Below are 20,627 nucleotides of genomic sequence, written 5' to 3' on the forward strand. Positions count from 1 at the left end.
TCACATGAGACCATAATGATGCAAGTTTTTTATACTCATTTTTCAAAATATTTAAGTTTGGCTCTCCAAAAAATAAAGATTGACAGGTCTAATCTAGACTGCTATTCTTTATACGGTAATTAAATAAGGCATCACTCAAAAAGTTGCCCGAATTTCTAAACCAATAGAGAAGAGGGATTTTCATGGTCCAAGACAATGTTGAAAAAAAAGATAAGAAGTTTCTAGGTAAGACAACAGAAGAAAGCAAGAGTTTAGATGAAGTTAACGGTAGTATCAAAGTCCCGAAAAATGCTGGTTTTTGGCGGACTTTGATGACATATACCGGTCCAGGGATCTTGATCGCCGTGGGTTACATGGACCCAGGTAATTGGATCACCTCGATCGCGGGTGGTGCCCAATTTAAATATGCTCTCTTGACTGTTGTTTTGATCTCCAGTTTGATCGCCATGTTATTACAAGCTATGTCAGCGAGGCTTGGGATCGTCACCGGAAAAGACCTGGCTCAACTAACAAGAGAACATACTTCTAAAATTGGCGGGTTTATTTTATGGATCATCACGGAATTAGCAATTATGGCTACCGACATTGCTGAAATAATCGGTTCAGCGATCGCTATCAAACTGATCTTTAACGTTCCTTTGATCGTTGGTATCGTAATTACCGCTGCTGACGTATTGTTATTGCTATTTTTAATGAAACTTGGCTTTCGCAAGATCGAAGCGATCGTTGCCACACTGGTTGCAGTGATTTTATTTGTGTTCTTATATGAGGTATTATTAGCTGAGCCTCATTTTGCAGAGATCATGGCCGGCTATGTTCCGTCTAAAGACGTCATTACTAACAAATCTATGCTTTACCTGACCTTAGGGATCGTTGGCGCAACTGTTATGCCACATGATCTATACTTAGGGTCATCGATCACACAGACTCGAGAAGTTGATCGCTCAGATCATGATTCAGTTGCTCGTTCGATCAAGTTCAGCACGATCGATTCCAATATTCAATTAACGATCGCTTTTGTTGTTAACAGTTTATTGCTGATTTTAGGTGCAGCTCTTTTCTATGGAACAGACAGTAAACTAGGCCGCTTCGTGGATCTGTTTAATTCCTTGCAGGATCCTAGCATTGTCGGTACTATTGCCAGTCCACTATTAAGTCTGTTGTTTGCTGTTGCTTTATTAGCTTCAGGCCAAAGTTCAACTATTACTGGGACCTTATCAGGTCAGATCATTATGGAAGGCTTTATCAACCTGCGTATGCCGCTTTGGGCACAACGCTTGATCACGCGTTTGATCTCAGTTGCACCAGTTCTATGGTTCGCATTTTATTACCATGGTAACGAAGCTAAAATTGAAAGCTTACTGACGTCTTCACAGGTTTTCCTAAGTATTGCTCTTCCATTTGCAATTATTCCTTTAGTACTATTTGCAAGTAATGAAAAAATAATGGGCGAATTTAAGATCAAGACCTGGGTCAAATGGCTGGCTTGGATCGCTACAGTGATCCTTGTTGTTTTAAATATTTATCTGATTTTGCAAACGTTCAGTATTTTAAAATAAAAAAAGTAAAACCTGCGCTAAACGGTCTTAATGATCGTTTAACGCAGGTTTTTTATAGGCTCATAAATAAGTAACCATCTGCTATTTTGAAAAAAATACCAAATTTTACAACAAATCTTGGTAGATCCCTTGCATCCGCGCTTCGATCTGATTAAGCTCTCTGGCGGTATCTTTCAGTTGTCCTGCATATTTTTGAGCTTGATCAGGATCAATATGATTCTTATAACGCAATTTGTGTTCAAGGCTAGCCCACATATCCATTCCGATCGTTCTGATCTGTATTTCTACAGGTGCTGTTTGTGGTCCCTCCGCCAAAAAGACAGGTACAGAAACCACCAAATGAAGACTCCGGTAGCCATTTGGTTTAGGTTTACCGATGTAATCTTTGCGATCGATCAACGTAATATCATTTTGATTGACTAAAGCGTCTTCGACACGATGGATATCATCTATATAATTAGTGATCACGCGGATCCCCGCAATATCAAAAACATTATCTTGAATCGATTTGATCGTCATCCCGTAACCCTTACGTTCAATTTTTTCTAACAAACTGCCCGGATTTTTCATCCGTTCTTCCATATGATGGATGGGATTATGAGCATGTAGTGCCGAGTACTCATCATCAAGGTTCTCTAATTTAGTACCAACTTCTTTTAAAGCCAAACGACGTAACAAATAAATTTGACTAAACTTTTGAACATTATCAAGTCTTTCGTACAATCCCGATTGTTCCATTTGACGTTGCAGTTCACTTAAATTCAAAAAATTTCTTCGCTGTAGGATCATTTTAATGTGCTCCATTCTGATTAAATTCATTACATCATTTATTTTTCTAACGCTATCTACCAAGATAACATTTTTGTTCAAATTCAACTAAATAAATAACTAGTCAAAGGATATTTTGCTACCTCACCACTGGTCCTCAGTAATATTAAAATCACTGAGTGCTCTTTTCTTAAATTATGGCAAAAAGCATTACGATAAGAATGAGCAATTAAAAAAGAAGCGCCTGAAACGCACTTCTTGTTTAACTATATTTATCGAATGACTAACACTGAACATGGTGCATATTTGGACATATAAGACGCCTGGCTTCCAAAGCGACGCGCAATTCCTGGTTTATCAAATGAACCGATCATCAAGAGATCCGGTTGGACATGAGGAATGACATCTTTAACGATCGTCTTACCCGCATCACCCTCTGCAACCAAAGTAGTTACATTTTTGACTCCAGAATCTAAAGCCTGTTTTTTGAAATCCAAAATGTGTTTTTCTAATTGACTGCGTTCGCCATGAACATAATCGTCATCGAGTGCCTGATAGACGTTCATTTCATCGCTTTCCAAAACTGAAACGATATACAGATCAGCGTCATTTTCAGCTGCGTAACGCACCGCGTAATAAAATGCTAATAAAGCATCATGGGAATCATCAACACCCACCAATATTTTATGAAACTTCATTTCTCCGTCGGCCATTAAAACATCTCCTTGTGAGCTAGTACTGTCTATCAATATCCTTATCAACTTAATGATAGCACTTTAACATAAAACACAAAAGATAAATTACCATTAAATAAAACTACAAATACATCAACAATAAAATGTATTTGTAGTTTAAAAATCTCACTTAACCGCCTGCATAAATTTAGCTATATTAGGTTCTCCAGTATATTCTACACGTTCAAATTCTAACTCCGATAAGGCTTCTTCAAAATCGGCTACGGCATTGCTATCGATATAAATCGAATTGAATTTTAAATCTGTCTGTAACATTTGGAAAATATGCACAACAATTTCGTTTAAAATCGTTTTCTTTGCATCTGTCTCCAAAAAATTAACCTCTATTTTGGTTGACCTTCCTTGTAAATCAATATTTCGCAAGGAAAAGGTCCCCACAAAATTACCTGTTTTGTTTTCTTTTATACCCCAAACAGCTGAATTTCCATGCATTATTTGACTCATAGATCGATTCACATAGGCCGCTGTTTGAAGTAAGGTGACACTACCGTCCCCTTCAGAGCGTTGTAAATCATGAATATCCTTTAGTTTAAAGGCGTTTAACCAGTCCAGCGTATAGTGAGTCGTCATTACCGGACGATAATTTTTTAGATCCATTCATATTCCTTCTTTGTTTGATCGAGTTCATCTACCTAGATCGCGGTTATAAATTTTTGGTAAAAAGCACTACCTAAGTGACATGTAAGTATCTTTTGTTATAATAGCAATAGCTATATAAATCAAGTGAGAAACGAGGAGGAATTCCTGTGAAGGACGTTTCACTAAAAAAAATTATTGATGTCGCCAATGAAATTATTAATGAAGATGAAGAAGAGATCGTCAATGAAGTGTCAACCGAATATATTGGGTCTGGCTTTAAAAAAGAAGGCGTCAATGAAGTTTACAAACAGTTAAAGAAATTCATTGATGACGGTGGGACTGGTTTTGACCAGGGGATTTCTGGGATCCGTTTTGACTCACGTAAGAAGCTAAATTCAGAAGATCCGTTAGTTATTAATTTGAACAAAGAACTAGATAGTCATTACCAAGAAGAAAAAAACATGCAGACCCTAACGGTATTGGGCAATGTACGTATCGTATCAATGGGTTACATGGGTTGCGGCTTAACTTTTACCCTTCCCCACTTCGACTTAGATGTGAATTCTGTCTTTATTCAACGAACTCTTTATCACGGTATCATGGACCGGGTAGAAGTCAAACTCCCTGAAATCGAAGATCAATGGATCTTGAAGAGCCACTTAAAATAATGTACTCTAACAAGGCTTAGGTATAGAAAATCTCCAAAGATCTTAATACTCAAGCCTTGTTTTTTTGCACTTTCTAAATTAGAATTTTATTAACAATAAATAATTAACCATTAATTTGAATAGATCTTTAGTTACTTATCATGTCTTAGTAGAGGTCTGCTATATATGCAGAAGCAACTAGACGCCAGATATTTCTTATTTTAATTAATGGGTTATTAGCAGTTAAATAATTTGTTTGACCATACATAGAAAAATCTTCCAAAGCACTGCTGCTAATATTGTTTCTACTCTATCCTTATTATACTGGAGGTCTTTTTTTGCAGCCAGAATTAAATTCTCATTCTGCCCTACAGGACGTATTGCCAACTGTTTTAGGTTATATTGGGATCGGGCTCGCTTTTGGGATCGTCGGTCGGGCAGCCGGATTATCTTTTTTGGTCACACTGATTATCTCAGCTTTTGTATATGCTGGTTCAGCACAATTCGTGTTAGTCACCATGTTAGTCGAACATAGCCCGATCCTTTCGATAGTCCTCTCGGTCTTTTTGGTCAACGCACGCATGATGTTGATGAGCACAACTCTAAGTCCATATTTCAAACAAGACCTCACTTGGAAAAACATTTTACTTGGAACTTTTTTAACCGACGAAAGTTTTGCTTTGGCCATGAATAAATTAAATTATACCCATAGAACACTCAATTTCACTTGGCTTAACACCGTCAACTTAACTGCATATCTAACCTGGGTAGTTGGTACAGGATTCGGAGCGTTGTTAGGTTCATTGATCACAGAACCAGATAAGTTCGGCTTTCAGTTTGCTATTACGGCTATGTTCATCGGCTTGCTCTACTTACAGGTCATATCTGATAAGACTATTTCATTTAAATTGCAAATGGTGGTCATTCTTTTCGTTTTGTTCCTAACCTATTTTGGAATGGCTTTTATTCCGGGAAATCTTTTGATCCTTGTGGTTACTTTACTAGGATGCACGTTAGGAGTGACTTTAAAACATGCCAACAATTGAATTTATTTTCTGGACTATCCTTGCCACTAGCGTAGTGACTTGGCTGTCACGAATAGTACCCTTTGTTTTATTAAAAAGGTTCAACCTATCTTCAACAGTCACCGAGTTTTTAAACTTTGTTCCGATCACTATTATGGCAGCACTATGGTTTCAGCAACTCTTCATACCACACCAGGGACAACTACCTGACATTAATTTCTTAAATTTATTTGCGTCATTACCGACGGTCATTTCTGCCGTCATCTCTCGCAGTTTATTAGTGATCGTCATCGTCGGCATTTTTTCTGCAGCTATTTTTAATTTGATAATATAAGTTGGTCAAATTGTCAAACTTGTAAAAAAAACGAGATACACTTTTCTATCATGAAAAGTCTCTCGTCTTTTTTATTGAAAGTTACAAGTGAGCTTATTCAACTGATCGTTTGAGCCAAGGCATTTTTTCACGCAAAAACGGTACTACCCAGTGATCTAAGCCAATCTTACCAGCATTGTAACCAGCAATCAAAATCAAGAAACCAAGAAAAATATAAGTTGGGTTGACTGAGATCGTACCCGCTAAAATGTAAGCAAAATTCATAACGATGCCGAAAAATGCAGCAGCTGTTGTCAATGTTCCAAGTAATAATCCAAGTCCAACTAAGAGTTCACCCCAAGCAACCATGTAACTAAAAACATTGATGTTAGGCATAACAAAACTCTTCAAAAATGAAGAATACCATGAATAGGCTGGTGCGCCAGTAGGATCCAAAACGGGAGTTGAAATAGCGTGGGCAACAAAGCCTTTTGCACTGAACCCGCCACTGACTTTGCCGAACCCATCTACCAACCATTCGTACCCTAAATAAAGACGAATGATCGTAACGACCCACATACCAACCTTGCTAGTGCGTAACCATTTAACCATGAATGTTTCCTCCTAAAATGTGAATAAATTTGAATTAATGCAATTCCATTTTATCACATATCAAAAAAATTAAATATTTCAATTATTTTGTATATATATTACAAGGATAAACTCGTAAAATCCCTTGCGCAAAACGTTTCATGTTCGCAGACAAATTTTTAAATAACCTAAAAAGTATAGTTTATATAGATTTTTACAAAAGATTACGATCGTATACACAACTTATAAAAATCCTTGTATATAAAACTATTTTCCTGTCAAATAGGCTAAAAAAAAGCATCTGCTATGCAGCCAGATGCTTTGATCATTATCTCAAACAATATGTCCAAAATCTTCTTCCAATGCATATTCACCCACTTCATTTTCGAAGTTGATGCGATCTTGGCGCGAACGCAACATTAACTTGCCAGAATCTATGCGAGCAAACTCATAATCAGTCACGATGCCCAGTTCACGTAATCCCTTTAAATCAAGTTCGTTTTTTAATTGATCAACTACATGCATGTCAGCAAAAAGATGCACATGCTCTTCTAAGTTTCTCTGATCAAGTAATCCACGGATCGCAGGCCGTGTACCCTGCCTTAAAGCACTTAAAGAAATCTCTTCACGTGAATATTTATCTAAAGCATTTGCAGCTTGATCAACGCGTTGTACCAAAATCTGAACATTTTGAAAATCTTTTTTTAATAACTCGTTAAGTTTTCGGGAATCCACTACATCAGTTTGATAATCTTGGATACTAAGTGGGAATTCAAATTCCATGAAAACACCTCCACAAACACAGCAAAACATTACAAAGCTAGCAATAACTACGCCTTATTCACACTTCGCTTATATGATAACTATTACCCGGCTTTTTTACTTAGTATTTTATCTATTACTATACTCTAACCACATGATGATACTCCTAGAACAAGTAGTAGACAACATTTTGGGCATATTCTAACCCAATTCAAACCATATGCAAATAATTTCGTCTTGGAAAAATTATCACCACCTGGCAAACATAAAATTTCCACTAGACTTTTTTACGGATCTCTACACTACTACCATTCAATTTCGGAAACAGGTTGCGGTTGGTCATTAAGATAGTCTTCCTGTACTTTCCCATCAGAGATCTCAATAACATGGTCAGCCATCGCTTTGATCGCAGCATTATGTGTCACGATAATAACGGTCTTATCATCTTCGTGGCTAAAGTCTTGTAGAAGCTGTAAGATCGTTTTCCCTGTTTTATAATCCAATGCTCCTGTTGGCTCATCACATAACAAAAGTTCAGGGTTTTTTGCCACGGCTCGAGCGATCGAAGCTCTCTGTTGTTCCCCTCCTGAGAGTTGTGACGGAAAGTTGTCTTTACGTGGTCCTAAGCCAACCTTATCCAAAGTTTCAGCTGGATCAAGAGCAGAAGGAGAAATTTCAGAAGCGAGTTCAACATTTTCCAAAGTCGTCAAATTGGGGATCAGATTGTAAAACTGAAAGACAAAGCCAATTGAATTTCGCCGGTAAGTAGTTAATTGTTTTTCTGAATACTCTGCAATGTTCTTGCCATTGATCTCTACTCGGCCTTCGGTGGCAGAATCCATTCCGCCTAAGGTGTTCAATAAAGTTGATTTACCTGCCCCAGATGCACCAACAATAACCATTAACTGACCCTTTTCAAGGTTAAAGGAAATATTATCGTTCGCACGCACCTTGCGTTCACCACTTCCAAAGACTTTCGAATAATTTTCAATTTCAATATATGCCAAACTGGATCCCTCATCTCATTTAATATTTATCTATCTCTGATCGACAGAGACATCATTTTCACTTACCCTCAGTTTCAATAATAACAATTAGGGTTTATTGATACCATGGCGACAGGCATTTTTTAATGTTTTTTTGAATAATAGCAGCTTCACAACTACAACTACAGTTATATCGCAAGTATAGTCATTTTTTATTATTTTTCAATTTTCCAAAATCTTACTACCAAATCCCACCGATGTTTTTATTGTAGCAAATATTGTACGTTTATACTATTTAAGGGCAAAAAAGACATTGACCATAATACACGGTCAATGTCACAACGGTCTCTATCCATATTTTATTAGCTAATTAGGCTACATTTTCAGTGTTCCTATTTTGGTGCATGCGAACTTGTTGAACGAAAGCGGTAAAGCACTCATTCAGAAAACCAGCTGTACCCACATCCTTCAAAGAGCCATCTTCATTGAACTGTTCTTGGCAATGTCCCAGTAAGAATTCATGTCCGGACAACACATCCGCACACAAACCTGGCGAGTTTAAGATCTGGCGCAAGCTATCTTGAGCGCGAGAAGTACCCTGGTTACCCAAAGATGTCCCTACGATCATGACAGGTTTTTGAAAGAGTAATTCTTTCCGACAAGATAACCATTCCAAAGCACTCTTTAAAGCTGCTGTGATCGCATGATCATACTCAGGAGTGGATATTATTACGGCATCTGCGGTTTCAACTTCATGGTAAAGTTCTTTAACTGCTTGAGGTAAATCACCTTGTAGCAATGAGACATTAAACAGAGGAAGATCATTGATCTCACAAACTGAAAGCTCACATTCTTCTGAACTATATTGTTTTTGCATATATTTTAAAAGTTTACGGTTATAAGACCCTGCAGAGTTAGTACCTACAATTTCAGCAATCTTCATGAAAAAGTTCCTCCTAGTAATTACTGTTTATATTCTTTGAAATTATTTTCACATATTAACTACTTTTATATGATACTACAGAATCATGAAAATTAACACCCCATTTACATTTTTTGTTTTATTTACAATAAATAATTTAAGATAAATAGCGTGACACTTCATTCCCTTTGATTTCTTTAAGGATCGCCTATAACACAGCATTTATGTAGTGTAACGATTTCACATTTTTTTAGTTTTACTGGCCTTTAATCATTTTTTTCTTGAAATAATTTAATAATAAAACACATAACTTTTCAACAACTTATATGAAAATATATTGAAAGTAAGATAGTGCAAAACTTTTCAAAGCAAAAAATCCCTACTAGTTAATGAAATCTATCATTAGTCAGCAAGGACTTTTCATGAAAGATATTTAATGAAAAAACTCTTAATCTAAAAACAGTCGAAATCGTTGCGTTAACCAGCTCGTTTGCTGTCTTGCTAACTACTCGTTTTGTGTTTCGGCTGATGGGTCTTTAGGAAAGAGCGCATTCCCACCAAGAGTAACCATAATTTTTGCCATAAAGATCCCTCCATTAGCAAGTAAGAAAAAGTTTCCTACCACCGGATCGCAGTCACTATATCTCTCCGACAGGAAAGCAGATTTTGCTGAATTCAAACTCTTGCTTACTTAAAATTCAACTCTAAATTTTTTCATCCTTTATTATTAGCCTACTTTGATCGTTCCGGTAATGATCATAATAATTGCAACAACAGCAACCAATAACACGATCCCCATAGTGATTTTTTCGTTTTTATTAATGGTCCGATTATTTTCCTTGCTAGATAGATAATAAAATATAAATCCTGGGATATATAAGATCGTGACCATCAAAACCTGTTGCCAACCTGCCAATACCATAGCAGTTAGCTGGAATGCGGCAGCTATGAGGCCGATAACAAACTGCAGCCACTCTTTCTTTTGATAAGAATATTGCATTTGGTATGTGCCGACCATCAAATAAGAGATCAAAATGGCGGCAGTACATAAACTATAAGCAAAGTTATAGGCATATTCAGTAAAAAGCAAAGAGAATAAGAACATAGTCTGCATTATACCGGTGATCACCAAAGAATATGTTGGAGCATTTTTCCGATTAACTTTTCCCCATGATCTAGGCAAAGTCTTGTCTTTAGCCATTAACATCGTCGTTTCAGCTGGCAACATCGTCCATGAGATCCAGGCACCCAGAGTTGAAATGATCAACCCAATGTTGACCATGACTGTGCCCCATGGCCCAACAACATATTTTAAAACTTCACCCATGGCTGGTTGCTCAAGGGTCGCAATTTTAGCTTGGCTTAAAACCCCGTATGGTAACAATGAAACTAAAATGTAAATTGTCAAAAGTGAGATCAGCCCATAAATGGTAGCTTGTTGTGCATCTGATCTTTTTTTAGCTCGGTTACCTAAAACAGAAGCTCCTTCGACCCCGATGAAGACCCACATCATAACCATGATCGAACTCTTCATCTGTTCGAAAAGCGACACTGTTTTACCACCATGTAATACATTATTAGCTACATTGCCCCAAAAATCAGCTGTAAAAATTCCGCTCTTGAAACTAACGAGCATAATGACAACAAATGCAAAAATTGGGATCAGTTTACAAATGGTAACTATTGTATTGATGAAAGATGCACTTTCAACACCATTATTTACCAAAAGTGTCAACAGCCACATAATAATTATCGCTACAAAAATCGAAGCTAAATTTTGACCTCCCTTAAACACTTTAAAAAATGTACCAAAGGAGCTCATTAGCATAGTAGCAAATGCAATATTTCCCAACCATGCAGACAGCCAGTATGCCCAGCCAGAAATGAATTCCCCCAAGGGGCCAAACTCAGCACCAGCATAACTAAAGATCCCTGCATCGAGTTCTGGTCGTTTTTGAGACAAATTATTCAACGAGAGTACCAAAGCAAGGATACCGACACCAACAAAGATCCATGCGAGTAAAGCGGGACCTGGCGCAGCAGCATTAGCTAAATCATTCATAATACCGAAAATACCAGTTCCAATTGAAGAACTAATTATTAACGCAACAAGCGCGCCTTTTCCAATTCCTTTTGAATTATTTTCCATTAGGCTCATTCCCTTCAAATAAAATTTAGCATTTCCCTTAGTAATAAAACCTACTGACAACCATTACTCAAACATTTTAAGAAAAAAGAGCCTGGCATATTTCCTATGCTCAGACTCTCCTTGTATCCATCGCAAAATATTTGTGATGGATCAATTAGTGATCACCGTTCCGGAGCGACCAGCAATTAAATGAGAAACATTTTTCAAGGAAGTAATAACTGCCTGACCATTTGTCTTTGAAACAAAATCATTTGCAGCTTGAATTTTTGGCAACATACTCCCAGCCGCAAATTGGCCCTGCTCAATATACTTCATCATTTCATTCACGGTGACTTCACCCAGCTTTTTTTGGGAAGGTTTTCCGTAATTTATATAAGCGTAGTCCACAGCCGTTAAAATTATCAGTTCGTCTGCACCGATATTTTCAGCTAATTTAGCTGCACTAAAGTCCTTATCTATTACGGCTTCAACGCCGTGCAAGCTGCCGTCATCATTTCGAATAACAGGAATACCGCCGCCTCCTGAAGCAATTGGGACCATGTCGTTTTCCAACATCAACGAAATAAGCGAAGATTCCTTAATGTCCAATGGACGGGGAGAAGCTACGACTCGTCGATATCCTCGGCCCGCATCTTCGACAAAAACATAGTCTGGATGTGCTTTCTTCTCAAGATCTGCTTCTTCCTTTGAATAAAATGGTCCAATCGGCTTAGTTGGAGCAGCGAAAGCCGGATCATTTTGGTCGACCATTGTTTGTGTTACAACAGTAGCGGTCGTTTTTTCGCTGTTGTCACTTTCAAAAACTTCAGACAAACTTTTCTGTAACCAATAACCGATGCTTCCTTGAGTCATAGCACCTACTGTGTCTAAAGGCATAGGCGGATTACCTTTGGAGCGGCCATTAGTCATTTGCAATAATAAATTTCCAACTTGTGGTCCATTACCATGAGTTACAACTAAACGGTCTCCAGCTTTAACAAACTGTGCCAATACAGCAGCAGTCTGTTTGATCGAAGCAATTTGCGACTCTGCGGAACCATCCTCGGTCGCTATCGCGTTACCACCTAAAGCCACTACAACTTTCCTAGACATTTTATCCACTCTCCTAACATGTTTTTAATGTTAATTACGCAAAAGGGATAAAAAGATTACCCAATGTCGCAGCCATTATAGCTTTGATACCGTGTTTCCGATTTTCGCCTTCTTCAAAGACACGTGAATACTTGCTGCGGAAGACCTCATCGGTTACTTCCATTTCACTGATACCATACTTTTCATACACATCTTGACCATAAGACGTCTTAGTGTCGTGGAAGGCTGGTAAGCAATGTAGGAAAATCAATTGATCGTCTGGTGTCCCCGTTTTCTTCATCAAAGCCATATTAACTTGATATGGCTTGAGCAGTTTAACACGTTCTTCCCAGTCACTTTCTCCCATGGAAACCCAAACATCAGTGTAAATGGCGTTAGAACCTTTAACTCCTTCTTCGATGTTATCTGTCACCATAATTTCAGCACCGCTTTTAGCAGCATATTCTTTAGCGATCGAAACGTGCTTGTCCGAAGGATACAAAGCTTTAGAAGTTACCACATGCACATTGACTCCAACCATCGAACCGCCGACTAGAAGAGAATTTGCCACGTTGTTTCTCCCATCACCGATATATGTCAACGTTAGTCCCTTCAAGTAACCGAAGTTTTCTTTCATTGTCATTAGATCGGGGATCGTCTGTGTCGGATGCCATTCATCTGTCAATCCGTTCCAAACCGGCACACCAGAATACTTAGCCAAACCATCAACAGTTTCCTGGTCAAAACCACGAAATTCGAGCCCGTCAAACATCGATCCTAAAATTTTAGCGGTATCTTCCACACTTTCTTTCTTCCCTAAATGAATATCGTCTTTACCTAGATAGTCAGGATGTGCACCTAGTTCAATTGCAGCCGTCACAAAAGAGGATCTGGTTCTTGTCGAGGCTTTTTCAAACAGCAATGCGATATTTTTACCCTCTAAATAACGATGGGGGATATTGTTCTTTCTCAAAAACTTTAAGTGAAGTCCAAAGTCTATCAGGTATTCCATTTCCGCAGGAGTCATTGATGTTTCTGATAAAATACTCCGTCCCTGAAAAATATTATTTTCTTTACCTACAAATTTATTTTCCATTTTGCCCACCTCAAATTAAATTATTTAGTTTCCAGATCTTCTCTGATAATTGGCATTGACATACAACGAGGACCACCACGACCACGGGAAAGTTCACTTGACTTGATTTCATGAACTAAAATGCCATGTTTTCTCAAAAGTTCATTTGAAACAAAGTTTCTATCATAAGTTACGACCTCGCCGGGTGCGATAGCCAAAGTATTTGAACCATCATTCCACTGTTCACGAGGTGCAACGATCGGGTCGCTATCTCCTGTTGGTATCAGGTCGAGTTCCGATTGATGCAATACTTCTTTTAATACTTCTAATAAGTCCGTCCGATGTTCGCTAGTGATCTCACCATCTTTACCTGGATGAAGGAGCCACATATCGATCTTGCCACCATTCAAAATTTGTGGATGAACAGTAAACTGATTGTAGTTGATCATAGTGAAAACTGTATCTAAGTGCATCATTGCATGGTTATGAGGGATCTTGATCCCAATAACTGTGTCGTAATTTGAATTTCCAAAAAGATTACGAGCGATGTCTTCTAAAGCGGCTGCAGAAGTCCGTTCCGAAATACCAATGGCCATCACGTGATCATTTAAAACCAGTTCGTCGCCGCCTTCAATATGCGTCGTATGATTTCTGTCCCTCCAAACATTCACACCCTGATTTGCGAAGCGTGAATTATGCTTGATGATATATTCCATAAATAATGACTCACGTCTCCGCGCTGCAAATGTCATACGGTTGATCGAAAGCCCATCACCGATCGAAGCTGCAGGATCCCGTGTAAAGTACAGATTAGGCATTGGATCTAGCAAGAATGGATAATCAGCGTCTTCTGCCAGCAAACGAAGATCTTTATAATTCAAATCGATATCAGTTTTACGAATGCCTTCCATGAGGGTGGTGACCATCTGCTTTGGCTCCATTGCCAGCAAGTATTCTTTCACTGCAGAATAAGTTAACCCTGCATCAAAGCCAGACTCTTTGACCATACGATCAACAAATTCATTTTTAACAGACTGGTCAGTTAATGCACCGGCTGCCAAGTCTTCAAGATATAATACTTCAGTACCATTATCCCTCAACGTTTGCGCAAAATAATCATGTTCTTTTTGAGCAACTGGTAAATATGGAATATCATCGAACAGTAGTCGAGGCATAGTATCTGGTGTTAAATTTTCAACCTCTTTTCCCGGTCTCTTCAAAATTACTGATCTTAATTTTCCAATTTCTGAAGTTATGTGAATTGGGCTATTAAAACCAAAATTTTTTTCGTGATTTTTTTGAGTACTTGGCGTAACTACTCCTGTTAAGTTGTGCATAAAAGTCACTCCTTAGTATTTTATTCCCTTTGACAACTTCAGTCTACTGTATTGAAAAACCGCTGTCAAACGTTGCTATACTAGAGTTTTTCGGCGGATTTTCTCACATCGATAAAGATGAATCTCTGCCAACACTTTATGCATTTTTGGTTGAATTAATTGCATAACAGGCAACGATTTGTATAAAGTGAGAATAAGATATTAATAATTATTTTTTGTGAAGTTTATGGTTAGAAGCGCTTTCAAACAATTTTGTAAAAGAGATATTATGCTAAAATAAACATAAACACAAAAGGAGGAAAATATAATGGGCAAAAAATTCATAGTTGAAAAACCCTTCTGGGATATATTTCCCGATGTAGAGATCGCAGTGCTGGTCGTCGAAAAAATTAATAACCATGAAAACCAACTTATCCCAAAAGATTTACTTGAAAAAGCAAATCAACAGGCAACTAAATGGGTCTCAGAAGAGCCGATCAGCACTAACGAAGTGATTGCTGATTGGAGAAAAGCATTTCAGAAATTTAAAACCAAAAAGGGAGCTCGTTGTGCAGTAGAAAGCCTTTTAAAAAGAGCTAAGCAAGGAAAGGGAGTCACTAACATCAACCCGCTCGTTGATATTTATAACTCTGTGTCTTTAAACTGGGCTTTCCCTGTCGCCGCAGAAGATCTATCGAAAATCGAAGGAAATATTAGATTGACTGTTGCTGTGGGTGATGAAAAGTTCTCGCCGATAGGAGAACAAGAAAAACAAGTTGCTTTGCCCAATGAGGTGATATATGAAGATGATCGTTCTGTATTAAGTCGTTGCTGGTCATGGCGTGATAGCGCCAGAGTTGAAGTCACTGAAGACACTAATGAAGTCATATTTTACATGGAAAATGTAAACCCTAAACGTAAAGAGGACCATAAAAAAGCTGCTGTGGAATTACAAACCAAATTAAAACAATACTTCAACTGTGATAGCCGTGTTGCACTCATTACAAAAAATTCACCTTCCGTCAGTCTAAGCGATGAATGATGCTCCTAAGCATCTCAGTGGTCTGAAAATATCTATCAAAAAATCGAAGTGCGAATTTGAACGCATAAACAGTTCAAATTCGCACTTCGTTCCTATTTATCTTAAATTATCCAAAATCATATCGATATGGGAACGTTGTCCTCTAAATATATCTCGGAGTCAACTGAAAACTAAATGTCTGACAACTTGTCTCCTGTGAACGGAACACACCATAATCAAAGTTAATGTCTTTTGTTTCGATCAAATTTACATGCTCCAGTGCAAAATAGTAAGTGTTATAGCGTGGAAACGATGATCAAGAATAAACAAGTAATAATAAACAGAATAATAATCAGTTTCCAGACCCACTTATACCAAATATTCAACTCTATATGCGCAATTGCCAAAGATCCCATTAAGATAGCAGAAGTTGGTGTGATGGCTGTTATTAGCCCTGTAGCAGCTTGATAGGCTGAAACGACCACACTGCCTTCTACATTGGAAAACACTGCCAAAGACCCCATGATCCCCATTGTGGCAGCTGCTAATCCTGAACTAGAAGGTATCAAAAAAGTAAGCAGTGAAAAGAATACAAATGCCAAGACAGCAAATACCGGCTTAGGCATTCCACTTAATAAAGTTTCACCTGCATGTAAAATAGTCCCAGTGATCATACCATCATTCATAATAACTTGAATTCCCCGTGCGACAGCAACTATGATCGCCACGCTCAATAAATCAGACATTCCTGCCATAAAAGAAGAAATAAAATCTGCTTCTTTCATTTTCGAAACAAACATTACCACTACCGACATAAAAATAAAAAGTAGTGTAATTTCATTAAAGTACCACGATCCCAAGGGAGGAATATCTTTACCCAAAAGCGTTCCCAGCAACCCATTGCTAGTCAACCAAGTATTAAAAGTAGCAAAAAAAGTCCAATTTGAATTAATATTTTCCCATGGTATTAGACCCACGATCATAATAAAAAAGGTTAAAAAGAAAACCAGCAATACGATTTTTTGCTTTTTTTCAAGCGAAGCGGAACCCGTAGTCCTATCGTTGACAGAAAATCTTTTTATGTCTTCTTTTCTTTGATGAAACACCAATGACTTCGTTGGATCTTTTTTTACTTTTTCAGCATATCTTATTACATACCAGATCTCGATACCTGTAATTATCACTAACAATATTACCCTTGAAAATAAGCCATATCCTGGTGATATACCGATCATTGAAGAAGCTACTCCGGTTGCAAAGGGATTAACAGTCGATGCTAAATCACCAACTCTTGTACTTAATAATATTACAGCGACAGCTACTATTGAATCATAGCCGACACCTATCATTATCGGGATCAAAAGAGGGAAAAATGCCATTGTTTCCTCGCCCATCCCATACGTAGAGCCTCCTAGAGAAAAAATAATTATCAAAATAATAATTAACCTTTTTTCTTTGCCTCTGTAATGATCCACTACTGTCCTAATACCATCATCTAGAGCGCCAGTTTTACCAACAACACCTAAAAAACCACCAATTACCAATATAAATAAAGCAATTTGAATAGCCCCAGAAGTTTCTTTATTTCCTATCATTCCAATAATAGGCGCCATAAAGATATCCCAAAGTCCTTGATGGTGAGCAGCAACTTGCCGATAAGTTCCAGCAATGATGTTTCCGTTTCCATCAAGAGAGTACTTGCCTGCTGGTATAAGCCAAGTTAGCAGGGCCATCGCTGCGATCAAAAAGAATAGTACAGTAAACGCCGACGGCATAGAAAAACGTTTCTTATTTTTGGTATCTTTCATTTCCTTTCACCTGCAATTTCTATGCAAAAAACATTCTAGCGAACTCCTTATAAAATTGAATCGATTTAAGGAAAACATCAATGTCTATATTTTCATTGTCTTGGTGCTCTGTATTATTACCCGGCCCGATCTGGACAATATCAAAATCTCCCCGTGCATGTATAAACTCAGAACCATCACTAGCACCAGTTTTGCCAACAACTTTTAAAGGTTCAGCATACATTTGGTCATGCACCTGACCAACCAGCTTTACGAAATCCGACTCTGCGTTTCCCGACATTGCTTCTTCTGGAAAACTATATTCGATACTTAAATCGAACCCTCGTTTTTTATTTAAACTATCTACTAAATTGTCCAAAGCTTTGAACACCATTTTATTTGGATATTCTGGAATGGTGCGTATATTTCCCCTCATGACAGCCTTAGAAGGAACACTATTGACCTGATCGCCTGCATGAAGCACGCTTTGTACGTGTGTAAGTTTGCCTAAAATGGGATCAATTTTATCAAAACCTGCCATTAAAGGTTTAATTTCGTTTGCAAATTCCAAGATATTATCAATAGCGTTCACACCTTTTTCGGGTGTCGAGCTATGCGCGCCCTTCCCAATAGATGTCACTGTGTAATCAATGATCCCTTTCGATGCAATACCAGCTTCTTTCATCTCATTACCGGGCTCTGCGATAATCAACCCCGCCAGATCATCTGCGTAACCTGCCTGGGTCAGTTGTGCTGCACCATACTCTCCTGTCTCTTCTCCAACAGTCGCAAATAACTTGATTTTCCCTGGGATAGCACCCTTTTCAAGAAACTCAAGCATAGAAATAACCAAAGCAGCCAAGCCGCCCTTCATATCTGTGGCGCCGCGGCCATATAACTTACCATCTCTGATATCAGCTTTAAATGGTTCACTTACCCATGAAGCTAGATCCCCAGCAGAAACAACGTCTTCATGACCAGTAAACCCTAGCACTTTATCACCAGTTCCAATAGAAACAACTAAATTATCTCTGCCAGTTGAATATTCGACTCTCTTAATACTTACCATATCGCCATACGGTTCAAATAAAGAAGCGATATAATCTGCTATTTTTGCTTCGTTATCGTTTACCGATCCTATTTCGATCAACTTAGATAAAATTGCAATTTTCTTTTTTGTGTCCATAAAGACCACCTTCCTATCTATGTTTTAACCCCAAAAAACCTTTTACTAATTATCATAACAAAGATATTTGCGTGCTCGCTCACAAGTTTGAAAATGATCTATGGCCTATACTCGATCAAGTTCACCTACTAAAAATATACTCTTTGGCACAAAAGTAAGCGCATTCAAAAAAGACCAAAAACTTCTTAGCTCTATAAAAGCAGCCCACAACTATTCATTAATATTTTTTAAAATAAATTGCTGCATTTTGGAGGCATCTTCTTCACTTCGACTGATGATAACTAATGTATCATTCCCAGCGAGTGTCCCCACTATCTCAGTAAAATTACTTGTATCAAGCAAAGATCCTAAGGCATTTGCATAATTCGAATTTAAAGGCATCCTAACGATATTCAACCAGGCTATTCTTTCAACGCCTATAACATTATCGTAAATAGCTTCGTGGATCCGACTAATTTTTTCCTCCTCTTTTTGTTTAGTAGGGGTCACATAATATTTTGAGCCATCAGCCTTACTACTTTTAAAAAGTCCTAAGGCTTTAATATCCCGTGAAATAGTAGCTTGTGTTGCTTTGACACCCGTTTTTTGCAAAGCTTCTAATAGTTCTCCTTGAGTCACTATCTTTTCCGAATCTACAATTTTTTTGATCAAGTCCAAACGCTTTTCCCGATCCATCTCATTTCACCCTCCATGAAAATTAGAATATTGTATAAAAAATACATTTTGGCTTAATATAATCATTGTTAGTATTTTCTATTCAATTATATATTTTATTTTTCACATAAGCAACGAGCCTGAATCACTTGTTATAGTATCTTTATTCATTGAGGTACCTATATTATACAGCAAAAACTCATAAGCTTTATTAACTATGGGTTAAAACAAACTGAACTGTATAGAAAATTGCACAAAAACAGCATATCAATTCAACATCTTAGAAACATTTTGTATTAATTTAAATCTTGCTCCGAAAGTATTTGTGAATAATAATACAATTGCAATAAACTTATAGGTTTATAAATACTTAACATTTTCTGTCCGCTTCTGATATTCAAAATTAGAAGCAAAAAAATAGGAAAAGGTTCATCGTCCTTTTCCTATCTCAAAAGCATCTAATATTCAACTTTCCACATATACCGTCTATCATTGTAATCCTGTCCAACGACATAGGACAATTCACGCATATAAACATTATTCAAAATTGGCGAGAACAATACGTGGTTAAAATAGTCAGCAATGTCATCATCTAACTGGTCTAAGCCTAAGTCCTTGCCATCCAGCAAGTAAACTTTAGAACCGCCATACTTTTTTAAGAATTTAACAGCACGTTCATCCGCTGTTCGATTTCTACCGGTTGAGATCAATTGGAAAACAGATGTGTCTTGATCAACAACTTCAAACGGCCCATGGAAAAACTCACAGCTATTGATAGTTGGTGAATTTAACTGTAACATCTCTTCAATGTTACAAATCGAGAAGATATAAGCTGAACCGTAAGCAGGGCCCGAACCCAAAACATAAATAGTCTTAGAGTCAGTATTCTGCTTAGCCCATTTTTTTGCGTCCGGCGTTATTTTTTCTACTGCCTCCCGATAAAGCCCATCGACCTGGTCGAAAGCTTCCATTGCCTTAGTGTATCTCTCATAACCCTCGGTTTCATTTACTAAGTTCATGGCAATTAAAAGTCCAACACTTGAGTTTACCCTTTCAGTACGACTTTCATCAATAGCTATGCTTTCGTATTTGATCAAATGATCCGCGATCTCAGTCAGATCCGATTCATTTACATATAAAGCGATCGTCACTGCGCCAGCATTTTTAGCCACCTGAGCAGCTTGACATGTTTCCGGTGTCCCACGCATCGAACACAAAACGACCAGAGTGTTTTGATCAATATAAGCTGGCGGATTCAATACAAATTCATTACTAGTATATGATTGAGAAGGTAACTGATGTGATTCATGCTCCATAAAGAATTGCGCCGGATAAAATCCACCATTAGAACCTCCGGCTGCAACCCAAACAACTCGTTTGATCCCACCGACATCTTTTTTATCAGCGATAGCCTCTTGCACTATTTGCTTAACTTCTTCTTGAATACTCATGTATTACCTC

At 37.7% G+C, this 20,627-nt stretch carries 20 protein-coding genes; 5 read left to right on the forward strand and 15 right to left on the reverse strand.

Annotated features, from left to right (window positions below; translation table 11 throughout):
• Positions 1 to 182: 182 nt before the first annotated feature.
• A complete protein-coding gene (locus tag AC3XNE_RS02995) occupies positions 183 to 1,559 on the forward strand; it encodes an Nramp family divalent metal transporter (protein ID WP_489832768.1) in 1,377 nt (458 codons plus the stop codon).
• Positions 1,560 to 1,664: 105 nt separating this feature from the next.
• Here AC3XNE_RS02995 and AC3XNE_RS03000 read toward each other — a convergent pair whose 3' ends face one another.
• From AC3XNE_RS03000 to AC3XNE_RS03010, 3 genes are all read right to left on the reverse strand, one after another.
• On the reverse strand, positions 1,665 to 2,348 hold the full coding sequence (locus AC3XNE_RS03000) for a GTP pyrophosphokinase (protein WP_489832769.1): 684 nt from the start codon (positions 2,346 to 2,348) through the stop codon (positions 1,665 to 1,667).
• 251 nt (positions 2,349 to 2,599) lie between these two features.
• Positions 2,600 to 3,040, reverse strand: coding sequence for a universal stress protein (locus AC3XNE_RS03005; RefSeq protein WP_489832770.1), 441 nt, complete (start codon positions 3,038 to 3,040; stop codon positions 2,600 to 2,602).
• Positions 3,041 to 3,187: 147 nt separating this feature from the next.
• Complete coding sequence (locus tag AC3XNE_RS03010; RefSeq protein WP_489832771.1) at positions 3,188 to 3,679, reverse strand: GNAT family N-acetyltransferase; 492 nt, start codon at positions 3,677 to 3,679, stop codon at positions 3,188 to 3,190.
• Between the two features lie 149 nt (positions 3,680 to 3,828).
• Between AC3XNE_RS03010 and AC3XNE_RS03015 the strand changes: the two genes are divergently transcribed.
• From AC3XNE_RS03015 to AC3XNE_RS03025, 3 genes are all read left to right on the forward strand, one after another.
• Complete coding sequence (locus AC3XNE_RS03015; protein ID WP_489832772.1) at positions 3,829 to 4,329, forward strand: hypothetical protein; 501 nt, start codon at positions 3,829 to 3,831, stop codon at positions 4,327 to 4,329.
• Positions 4,330 to 4,646: 317 nt separating this feature from the next.
• Positions 4,647 to 5,354 (forward strand): AzlC family ABC transporter permease, encoded by a 708-nt coding sequence (locus tag AC3XNE_RS03020; RefSeq protein WP_489832773.1) that lies wholly within the window; start codon positions 4,647 to 4,649, stop codon positions 5,352 to 5,354.
• Positions 5,341 to 5,667, forward strand: a complete 327-nt coding sequence (locus AC3XNE_RS03025; protein WP_489832774.1) for an AzlD domain-containing protein — start codon at positions 5,341 to 5,343, stop codon at positions 5,665 to 5,667. The genes AC3XNE_RS03020 and AC3XNE_RS03025 overlap by 14 nt, the downstream gene beginning before the upstream one ends.
• Before the next feature lie 93 nt (positions 5,668 to 5,760).
• Here AC3XNE_RS03025 and AC3XNE_RS03030 read toward each other — a convergent pair whose 3' ends face one another.
• From AC3XNE_RS03030 to arcA, 8 genes are all read right to left on the reverse strand, one after another.
• A complete protein-coding gene (locus tag AC3XNE_RS03030) occupies positions 5,761 to 6,258 on the reverse strand; it encodes a DoxX family membrane protein (protein ID WP_489832775.1) in 498 nt (165 codons plus the stop codon).
• A gap of 312 nt (positions 6,259 to 6,570) precedes the next feature.
• Complete coding sequence (locus AC3XNE_RS03035) at positions 6,571 to 7,020, reverse strand: hypothetical protein (protein ID WP_489832776.1); 450 nt, start codon at positions 7,018 to 7,020, stop codon at positions 6,571 to 6,573.
• Positions 7,021 to 7,304: 284 nt separating this feature from the next.
• On the reverse strand, positions 7,305 to 8,006 hold the full coding sequence (locus tag AC3XNE_RS03040; protein WP_489832777.1) for an ABC transporter ATP-binding protein: 702 nt from the start codon (positions 8,004 to 8,006) through the stop codon (positions 7,305 to 7,307).
• A gap of 349 nt (positions 8,007 to 8,355) precedes the next feature.
• Complete coding sequence (locus AC3XNE_RS03045; protein WP_489832778.1) at positions 8,356 to 8,928, reverse strand: NADPH-dependent FMN reductase; 573 nt, start codon at positions 8,926 to 8,928, stop codon at positions 8,356 to 8,358.
• Between the two features lie 706 nt (positions 8,929 to 9,634).
• Positions 9,635 to 11,056, reverse strand: a complete 1,422-nt coding sequence (locus AC3XNE_RS03050; protein WP_489832779.1) for a basic amino acid/polyamine antiporter — start codon at positions 11,054 to 11,056, stop codon at positions 9,635 to 9,637.
• Positions 11,057 to 11,206: 150 nt separating this feature from the next.
• Entirely contained in the window at positions 11,207 to 12,148 is a 942-nt protein-coding gene (gene arcC / locus AC3XNE_RS03055; RefSeq protein ID WP_489832780.1) for a carbamate kinase, read from the reverse strand.
• A gap of 34 nt (positions 12,149 to 12,182) precedes the next feature.
• Positions 12,183 to 13,223 (reverse strand): ornithine carbamoyltransferase, encoded by a 1,041-nt coding sequence (gene argF / locus AC3XNE_RS03060; protein WP_489832782.1) that lies wholly within the window; start codon positions 13,221 to 13,223, stop codon positions 12,183 to 12,185.
• A gap of 20 nt (positions 13,224 to 13,243) precedes the next feature.
• The gene (arcA, locus tag AC3XNE_RS03065) at positions 13,244 to 14,539 is read right to left on the reverse strand and encodes an arginine deiminase (protein ID WP_489832783.1); all 1,296 of its coding nucleotides are present in this window, start codon (positions 14,537 to 14,539) and stop codon (positions 13,244 to 13,246) included.
• A 307-nt stretch (positions 14,540 to 14,846) separates the two neighbouring features.
• Here arcA and AC3XNE_RS03070 point away from each other — a divergent pair, with 307 nt between their 5' ends.
• On the forward strand, positions 14,847 to 15,560 hold the full coding sequence (locus AC3XNE_RS03070) for a B3/B4 domain-containing protein (RefSeq protein ID WP_489832784.1): 714 nt from the start codon (positions 14,847 to 14,849) through the stop codon (positions 15,558 to 15,560).
• A 275-nt stretch (positions 15,561 to 15,835) separates the two neighbouring features.
• Here AC3XNE_RS03070 and AC3XNE_RS03075 read toward each other — a convergent pair whose 3' ends face one another.
• The 4 genes from AC3XNE_RS03075 to AC3XNE_RS03090 all read right to left on the reverse strand — a co-directional run bounded on the left by AC3XNE_RS03075 (position 15,836) and on the right by AC3XNE_RS03090 (position 20,617).
• Positions 15,836 to 17,347, reverse strand: coding sequence for a YfcC family protein (locus tag AC3XNE_RS03075; RefSeq protein WP_489832785.1), 1,512 nt, complete (start codon positions 17,345 to 17,347; stop codon positions 15,836 to 15,838).
• Between the two features lie 19 nt (positions 17,348 to 17,366).
• The gene (locus AC3XNE_RS03080; protein ID WP_489832786.1) at positions 17,367 to 18,512 is read right to left on the reverse strand and encodes an ArgE/DapE family deacylase; all 1,146 of its coding nucleotides are present in this window, start codon (positions 18,510 to 18,512) and stop codon (positions 17,367 to 17,369) included.
• A 210-nt stretch (positions 18,513 to 18,722) separates the two neighbouring features.
• On the reverse strand, positions 18,723 to 19,187 hold the full coding sequence (locus AC3XNE_RS03085; RefSeq protein WP_489832787.1) for an arginine repressor: 465 nt from the start codon (positions 19,185 to 19,187) through the stop codon (positions 18,723 to 18,725).
• A 437-nt stretch (positions 19,188 to 19,624) separates the two neighbouring features.
• Positions 19,625 to 20,617, reverse strand: coding sequence for a sugar isomerase (locus tag AC3XNE_RS03090; RefSeq protein WP_489832788.1), 993 nt, complete (start codon positions 20,615 to 20,617; stop codon positions 19,625 to 19,627).
• Positions 20,618 to 20,627 lie beyond the last annotated feature (10 nt).

The sequence above is a fragment of the Ligilactobacillus sp. JN-6 (Y).1 genome (assembly GCF_058111525.1).